This is a genomic window from Clostridia bacterium, assembly GCA_017410375.1.
In the GTDB taxonomy this organism is placed as follows: Bacteria; Bacillota; Clostridia; order RGIG6154; family RGIG6154; genus RGIG6154.
Map to the genome: position 1 here is coordinate 1 of JAFQQW010000012.1, position 8,490 is coordinate 8,490.

Genomic DNA, 8,490 nt, shown 5'->3' on the forward strand with positions numbered 1-8,490 from the left:
GGATTGGATCCAAACGACTTATCAAGAAAAATAAATTCCTTAAATACATAGAGGAGCAATACTCGATATGAAAAATTATATTAAATTTTACAATGGCTTGTACTGAAATTCCTGGACTACACAGCTAAAATATAGTATAATAAATATCGATAGTTAAGGTTCCTTCCGGTGCAAGCTATTAGGAAGGAGTTAATTATGAATATAGAGAAAGGTAAAAAGAACAAACGGTTTGACAGTAACCGAAGAGTGCTTCGCAAGGGTGAATCGCAGAGAAAGAACGGAACTTACGATTACAGATGGGTTGGCCCTGACGGAGTAAGGCACGCTGTATACGCCCCTACTTTGGAAGAACTTAGAGAGCTTGAAAAAGAAATTGTGATTGACGAACACGATGGGATCAAAACCGAAACCAAGAAACTGACAGTTAACAATGTGTTTGATACCTGGTGTGATTTAAAACGAGGTTTGAAAGATAACACATTCAAAAACTATCTTTATATGTATAACAATTATGTCAGGGACAGTTTCGGCAAGAATAGGATTGCGGATGTAAAGAAATCGGATGTAAAAAGGTTTTATAACACCCTCGCAGACGAAAGAATGTTATCTATATCCACCATCGATATCATTCACAATGTATTGCATCAGGTGTTCGATTTAGCGGTAGATGATAACTGCATCCGCTCAAACCCTACTGACAAGATGCTCAAAGAATTGAAGCAAGCTCACAACTTCGAAATCAAAGAGCGAAAAGCATTAACGGCAGATGAGCAAAGATTATTTCTGGACTTTCTGAAACGAACACCACAGTATAATCATTGGTATCCGCTATTCGCTGTAATGTTTGGTAGTGGCATGCGAATTGGTGAAGTGTCAGGACTTAGATGGTGCGACATTGACCTTGAGGAAGGCATTATTGACATCAACCACACTTTCGTTTACTACAGCACGGGTAAGGGCAAGAAATGCAAGTTTGCAATCAACACACCGAAAACGAAAAAGGGATACCGCAAAATTCCAATGATGGACTTTGTAAAGGAAGCATTCCTCCTTGAAAAAGCAAATCAGGAAGAAACAGGCATCACCTGTCAGGTACCGATTGATTGCTACACAGATTTCATATTTGTCAATCGCTTCGGCAGTGTGCAGCACTACGGAACTGTAAACAAAGCAATTCGTAGAATTGTCCGTGACTACAACGATGAAGCATTGTTAAAAGAAGAAAACCCTGTCTTAATCCCCAACTTCAGTTGCCACAACCTTAGGCACACATTCGCAACAAGGTTGTGTGAAGCGGATATAAATCTATCGGTGATACAAAATGTCATGGGGCACAAAGAAATCAAGACAACATTAGAGATTTATACCCATATAACCGAAGCGAAAAAGCGTGAGGAAGTCAATGCATTAGAGACCAGATTTGCATGGACATAAAATGAAACCTTACGCCAATTACGCCATAACTTACGCCAAGTGGAACAAATTTTATAGAGAGTTATGAAGACTTGCGTAACAAACAGGAAGAAAAGAGTGGCTTGACAAAAGGGTTATGAAGACTTATAATGAGTTATGTGATTGTGGGAATTGAAATCCCTACCATGAAAAGTTTGGACAAATAATATCAAGAGCACTGCTTACGCAGTGCTCTTTTTGTCTCTCCACCAAAGCAAGCCCCTCTTGCGGTGCCCTGTATGCATGCGTCTGCCGACTGTGCATACAGACCGCGGCGCCCCGAGCCTAAAAACCAGTTCACCGAACTGTTTTTCTTTACGCCTCGCGCCTACCATGAAAAGTTTGGATAAATAATTAAAAAGGTACTGCGATGCAGCACCTTTTTTGTCATTCTGAACGGAGCGTAGCGAAGTCGAAGAATCTCCGATTCAGCAGATTCTACATCAAAAGCCACTGCATTGCAGTGGCTTTTATGTATCACAAACCTAAAAGTTGCTTTTTCTTTGCGTCAAATTCTTCTTGGGTGATTACACCGCTGTCTAACAAACCCTTATACTTTCTCAATTGATCTGCTTCATCGGTCGCGGGTGTTGCCACTACTTTCAGCTGCTCATTATTCTGTTTACTTTGTCTTTCGATAATAAGATTGTTTAGTACATCATAAATTTCATTTGCATTTTTCAACACATTAAAACTTATTTTCCCGGAAGACGTTGCAACCGCAATTCCTTTTAACAGTGAAAGGGTGGAAATTGCCGAAACAGAGTCTACAGGCAAATCCACGCGCTTACCAAATGCAATTTTACCGTAAACTCTCTTGTCTGTAACGGTCAACTCGTAACTGCGCAACCACAGATACAACAAGCAAGCAATAAGTATAAGAGGAACGATATACACTAAATACGAAGTAATTGTAAATTCGTTTAACCAAGGTCTAAAAAACCATTTTTCAAAATGAATCGCATCTACGCCATGCCCACGCATTTCACCGTAACGCACTAACATCCAAACTGGCAACAATGCAAGTCCAATAAGAGCAATTACCAAAAGTACCTTCATGTTATACCGTTCGCTTTTAATCAAAATTTTTTCTTCCATAGACTTTCTCCTTTGTTTTTTTCGGTTTTAATGGCTTAAAGTTCTACCCTCCTTTAAATAAAAAAGTGTGTGCAACACGAAGTCACACACACCGAAAAATGCGAGACTTCGTTTTGCTACCACACAAAAACTTTCACAGCCTAAAATCAGAAATGCGAAATAAGAAGTCCGCGTTTTTACCTAAAATAAAAACGGCACTCCTGATAATAGGCTCTATTTAGTTTTTGTGTGGTACAGATATTATAACATATAATAATTCAAATTGCAACATATTCTTTTGCACTGGCAGATTTCACCGTAATTTCACACACCTGCCTTGACTATTTGCGCGGAATTTGGTATAATAACAAAAAAGCTTATAAAAGAGGAATGATATGAAACACACCTGGATAAACAAACCGAAATTCGAAAAAATGTCCTGGGCGAATTTTTGGTATTACTACAAATTTCATGTAATTTTCGGCATCTTTGCCGCCATTGTAATTGGCATGTTCATATGGAGCATGTGCACAAAGGAAAAAATAGACTTGTACATACATTTTGTGGGCACTCCGCCGGTACATCAAAATGCTGTAGAGGATGGTCTGCAACACTATATCGCCCCTGCGCTGAACGACATTCATGACAACGATGAGGTTTTGGTTGTCCCGATTACCAAAAACTTCGCTTCGGGCTTTAAAATCATTCAGCATGAAGAGGGCGAAGTGATGGACGAGCTGGATATTGAAACCACCAACGAAGCAGACGTAAGTGTAATCGACAGCGTTATGCTGGACATCACGGTCGGTGAGCCTGCCCTGTACATCTCCAACGATACATTTTTAAAGCTCCGCATGGAAGAAGGGGTTTTCACCGCACTGGACACACTAAATATGGACTACACCGCAAAGGATGAAGTCAAAGGTATCAGCGAGCGCGACCCGGGCAAGGAACACGTTTTTGCCATCAGCGTAGAGGGAAATACACTCCTTGAAAAGTGTAATGTGGACACCACAGACAAATACATCGCCGTGCGCGTGGTCTTAAACGACCAGAAGGGCAAAGAAGAATACGAGGGCATGTATGAAAACGCCATTCTCGCTCTAAAGCACATCTTAAAATATAATCCTAAATAAAAAGGTTGAAGCGAAATCGCTTCAACCTTTTTATTCAGCAACAGTCGTTACCGAAAACCGATCCGTTTTGAATCAGCCAGATTGCCACAATCACAATAATGGCAACCCAGATCCAGGAAGTATCATTGTTACAACACATATCGTTCATACCTTACCCTCCCTTTCTCAGCAGCCCTGATCGTTGCCGCAGCCGTTACCGCACCAGAACAAAAGCAAGAACAGGATGATAAACCATAAAACCGTGTCCTTTTCAAAGCAATCAAAAATAGCCATAATCAATTCCTCCTTTTCAGTAACAGTATACGAAAAAGGCATAAAATGTGTGCAAAAAAAATTGACTTTTTTTTTGAATCGGTGTACAATAAATACTATGGAGGGATGCACGAAATGAATATCATGATTTTAACTGTTTCGGCAGGTCAGGGACATCATGCCACCGGACGTGCCATTACGGAATATTTTGAAAGCAAGGGTCACACCACAAAAACGGTGGATGTGTATGAATATATCAGTCCGATTATCAGCAAAAGTATCGAAAAAGGGTATCTGGTCAGCACCAAATACACCAAAAAAGCCTATCGTCAGTTTTACAGAAAAGCTGAAACCGTAACCCGTCCGACCTTTTCGTATGCCACCAACCGCGCATTCGGAAAGCTGTTCCGTTCCTGCATCAAGGAATTTATGCCGGATGCCATCATTTGCACCCATGTCTGGGCGGCACAGTTTATTGACTCCTACATCAACAAATACGGTGCAGGCAAAATGATTACGGTAGGTGTGGTAACCGATTTTGTGTTACATCCTTACTGGGAGCGCACAAAAGTAGACTACCTCATTACCGCAAGCGAGCTTTTAAACCGCAGTATTCAGAAGAAAAACATCCCCCTCGAAAAGGTTCGCGCCTTCGGCATCCCGATTCGCAATCAGTTTTCAACACCCCTTTCCCGTAAAGAGGCGTGCCAAAAGCTTGGCATTCCGGACAAGATCACCATTTTAATCATGTCCGGCTCCATGGGCTACGGCAATGTTGCACGCCATATTCTGGCACTAGACAGCCTGGATCAGGATTTCCAGATTCTTGCGGTGTGCGGTCGGAATAAGCATCTTCAGCATTCTTTAGAAAAACTGGATTTAAAGAAAGATTTATTCGTATACGGCTATACAGACGAAGTCCATGTAATGATGGACGCAGCCTCCTGCATTGTCACAAAGCCGGGTGGACTTTCGGTTTCGGAAAGCCTGGCAAAAGGCTTGCCCATGATTTTAATGAACCCCATCCCGGGTCAGGAGGACCGTAACTTAGACTTTATGTTAAACAACGGCCTTGCTCAGTATGTCACCAAACTGCATCCTCTGGACGAGGCGGTATTTCAGCTGTTTTCAAGTCCCGATTTACTGGAAAACAGACGTCGTGTGGCACAGGCTTTCGGCAAACCAAACGCAACACAGGATTTGTGCGAATTTATAATTGAGGTACACAATGAACGAAAAGCAAACGGCTCTTGAAATCATCAGAAGCTTAAACCGTAACGGGCACAAAGCCTATCTTGTAGGTGGCTCGGTACGGGATATGCTGATGCAAAAAACACCCTATGATTTTGACATTGCCACCTCTGCCCTTCCGGCAGAGGTTAAACGTATTTTCAATAAAACCATCGACACCGGCCTAAAGCACGGCACCGTTACGGTTTTAGAGCGGGGGGCTTCCTTTGAAGTTACCACCTTCCGCACCGAAAGCACCTATTTCAATCACAGAGCACCTGACATGGTGGAATTTGTTTCGGACATCCAAGAGGATTTGAAACGGCGTGATTTTACCATTAATGCCATGGCATATCATCCGGGCGAAGGGATGATTGACCCCTATGGCGGTCAGACCGACCTTGAAACCAAAACCATCCGCTGTGTAGGTGACCCTGAAACCCGTTTTGAAGAGGATGCCCTCCGCATGCTCCGTTGTGTCCGTTTTGCCTGCAAGACCAATTTTAAGGTGCATCCGGGCACCCTATCTGCCATGCACAAAAAACGGGTGCTTTTACAGCATGTAAGTGCTGAACGGATATATGATGAACTAACCAAATGCCTGCTTTCGGATTTTCCCGAGCGATTGCGTGTGGGCTTCGAAACCGGTCTTTTTGAGGTGATTCTGCCGGAACTTCACGCTTGCTTTTTAACCGAACAAAATACAAAATATCATTTATATAATGCAGGCGACCACATTTTAAAGGCAGTCTGCACTGCACCGAAGGACAAAACAGTTCGCTTTGCCGCTCTTTTGCATGACATTGCAAAGCCGCAAAGCAAAACCACAGACGCAGACGGACAAGACCATTTTAAGGGTCATGAAGAGAAAAGTGCGATGCTGGCAACCGATATTCTGCACCGCTTAAAAGCCGAAAAAGCATTAATTTCAGATGTAAGCATATTAATTGCAAACCACAGAGCACAGGATTACCCCGACAAGTACGCGGTCAAGCAAAAAATCCGTGCGGTAGGTAAACAGCGGTTTCCGCTTTTTTTGGAGCTTTTAAAGGCAGATACTGCCGCACACAATCCCGAATTTACTTCGTTGAGACTGAAAGCACAACAGTATTTAGAACAGACCTATCTTGAAATTCTGCAAAGCCAAGAGCCTCTTGAAATCAAAGACCTCGCCCTTTCGGGCAAGGATTTACTGCAGGCAGGCTACACAGGCACGGAAATCGGTGAAAAACTGAATGCCCTTTTAGAGCTTGTGCTTCAACGCCCTGAGTTAAACACCAAAAACGCATTACTGGAAAGGATTTAATTATGATTTGGAGAATTTACTTACAAAAAGCAAGAAATGCCAATGCAAAGGGCGATACTGACCTTGCAATTTCCTATATGTATCAGATGTTAAAATACCGCCCCAACGCAAAAGCCAAAATTCTGCTGGGCTATTTTCTGCTGAAAAAAAACAGAATCGAGCAGGCAGAAGAAATTTTTGAAAAGCATATCATGACCGATAAACAGGTTTTAAAGCCTGCCAAAAAAAGAAAAAAAGACGGCAAAATCAAGCTCAACAAGCTTGAAATGTCTGCCAAAACCAATTACGCACTTTTGCTCTGGAAAAAGGGCGACATTCAAAAGGCTATCGAACTTTTAGAGTATGTGCATGCCCACATGCGCACCACCGACTTGTACTGCAACTTAGGCTACCTCTACATTTTAAGCGGAGACATGGAAAAAGCTTTAAAATACAATTTAAAAGCCTATGACTTCAATCCGAATCACAACGGCATTTGCGACAACCTAGCATACACTTACTACAAACGCGGAGAATATGATGACGCGTTAGAGCTTTATGAAGAAATCATGGAGCACGAAAAAAAGCCGGGCTTCCCGGAATGCTATTACAATTACGGTGTTGTCTTAGCGCATTTTGGTGAAAAAGAAAAAGCCGCAAAGCAGTTTGAACATGCTTTGCAGCTTGAATTTGACGGATTTTGCAACATCACCAAAGAACAGGTGGAGGATGCCCTTAAAAATCTTTCGTAAACGGCACATTTTCCACGGTAAACTCTTTATTTTTTAAATAATCCAAATGGGACGGTGTTGTAAAAGTAAACTTCAGTTTATAAGAATAAAGCGCCTGATACTTATACGGAAGCCCTTTATTCTGCTCATTGGTGCCGTATTTGGTGTCCCCTGCCAATGGATGTCCGATATAGGCAAAATGCGCGCGAATCTGGTGCGTACGTCCGGTAAACAGCTCTACCTCCACCAGCGAGAGCTTGCCGTTGGTTTTCAGCATTTTGTATCCCGTTTTGATTTTACGCGCTCCATCTTCGGGTGTATCAAATATAAACGCACGGTTCTGCCGTGTGTTTTTTATATGGTATGCTTCTAAAATTGCCGATTTGGGCTTTAAAACACCGTGACAGATGCACAAATACTTTTTCTGTATTTCCTTGTCCTTGATTTTTTGATTCATTACACGCAAGGTTTTGGCGTTTTTGGCAGCAATAACAATTCCGCCTGTATTTTTATCAATGCGGTTACATAAAGACGGTGCAAAAGTCCCCTCTTTTTTGGGGTCGTATTCGCCTTTTAGATACAGATATGCCTGAATGTGGGTAATCAGTGTTTCGGTTTTGTCGGTTTCGTCCGCATGCACACTGACACCCGGCTCTTTATCCACCAAAAGCAGGTTTTCGTCCTCGTACAGGATGTTAAGTCTTGGCTCTAAATGATAAATGTCCGCCTTTTCTTTACGGGGAATTAAAAACTCGTCGTTGATATAAAGCTCTAAAACATCCCCCTCACAAAGCTTGGTGGAAATTTCGGCTCTTTTCCCGTTGACCTTAATCCGTTTTTTGCGCACACCCTTATACAAAATGCCGGTGGGCATATCCGGAAATTTTTTAGTCAGATATTTATCTAAGCGCTGTTCCGCGTCATTTGCGGCAATCACAAATTTTTGCATACCTTCATCCTTTGCGTTATTCTTCCTATATTATAAATGAAGAATTCAAAAAAAGCAAGTCATTCCAATGAAAGTGGCTGTAAATTTATTACAGCCCCTTTTTTAGGAGATAGGAAAAAATGTTTGGAATGGACGAATCGAACCCCGAAGGGGTATGCCCGCAATTATACAAAGGTATATTGCGGGTTCGATTTGTTTATAGCAAAAACGCATTAATCAAAAGAAAACACGCAAAATTGATATGCACCCCAAAAGTTAGACACTTTTGGAGGTGCATATTTTTATGGGTAAAAGAGGAAGAAAAAACAAAAATTATAGTGCAGAATTTAAAATCTGTGTTATAATGGATATGCGAGAACACCACTTGGGGTATCGAGA

General features: G+C 41.9%; 7 protein-coding genes. 5 read left to right on the top strand and 2 right to left on the bottom strand.

Features of this window, described 5'->3' with window-relative positions; translation table 11 throughout:
* The first annotated feature begins 195 nt into the window (after positions 1–195).
* Positions 196–1,434: a site-specific integrase gene (locus IJE10_01310; protein ID MBQ2966742.1), complete on the top strand. Its 1,239-nt coding sequence runs from the start codon at positions 196–198 to the stop codon at positions 1,432–1,434.
* Between the two features lie 495 nt (positions 1,435–1,929).
* Here the strand turns inward: IJE10_01310 and IJE10_01315 are convergent, their stop codons facing one another.
* Positions 1,930–2,550: an SHOCT domain-containing protein gene (locus IJE10_01315; GenBank protein ID MBQ2966743.1), complete on the bottom strand. Its 621-nt coding sequence runs from the start codon at positions 2,548–2,550 to the stop codon at positions 1,930–1,932.
* A 374-nt stretch (positions 2,551–2,924) separates the two neighbouring features.
* On the opposite strand from IJE10_01315, the gene IJE10_01320 reads away from it, so the two are divergent.
* The 4 genes from IJE10_01320 to IJE10_01335 all read left to right on the top strand — a co-directional run bounded on the left by IJE10_01320 (position 2,925) and on the right by IJE10_01335 (position 7,184).
* Positions 2,925–3,665, top strand: a complete 741-nt coding sequence (locus IJE10_01320) for a hypothetical protein (GenBank protein MBQ2966744.1) — start codon at positions 2,925–2,927, stop codon at positions 3,663–3,665.
* Positions 3,666–4,052: 387 nt separating this feature from the next.
* Entirely contained in the window at positions 4,053–5,171 is a 1,119-nt protein-coding gene (locus IJE10_01325; GenBank protein MBQ2966745.1) for a glycosyltransferase, read from the top strand.
* Positions 5,146–6,453 carry a CCA tRNA nucleotidyltransferase gene (locus tag IJE10_01330; GenBank protein ID MBQ2966746.1) on the top strand — a complete coding sequence of 436 codons (1,308 nt, stop codon included), beginning with the start codon at positions 5,146–5,148 and terminating at the stop codon, positions 6,451–6,453. Before IJE10_01325 ends, IJE10_01330 begins: the two co-directional genes overlap by 26 nt.
* A gap of 2 nt (positions 6,454–6,455) precedes the next feature.
* Positions 6,456–7,184, top strand: a complete 729-nt coding sequence (locus tag IJE10_01335) for a tetratricopeptide repeat protein (GenBank protein MBQ2966747.1) — start codon at positions 6,456–6,458, stop codon at positions 7,182–7,184.
* Here IJE10_01335 and IJE10_01340 read toward each other — a convergent pair.
* A complete protein-coding gene (locus IJE10_01340; protein MBQ2966748.1) occupies positions 7,168–8,112 on the bottom strand; it encodes an RluA family pseudouridine synthase in 945 nt (314 codons plus the stop codon). The genes IJE10_01335 and IJE10_01340 overlap by 17 nt on opposite strands.
* Positions 8,113–8,490: the final 378 nt, after the last annotated feature.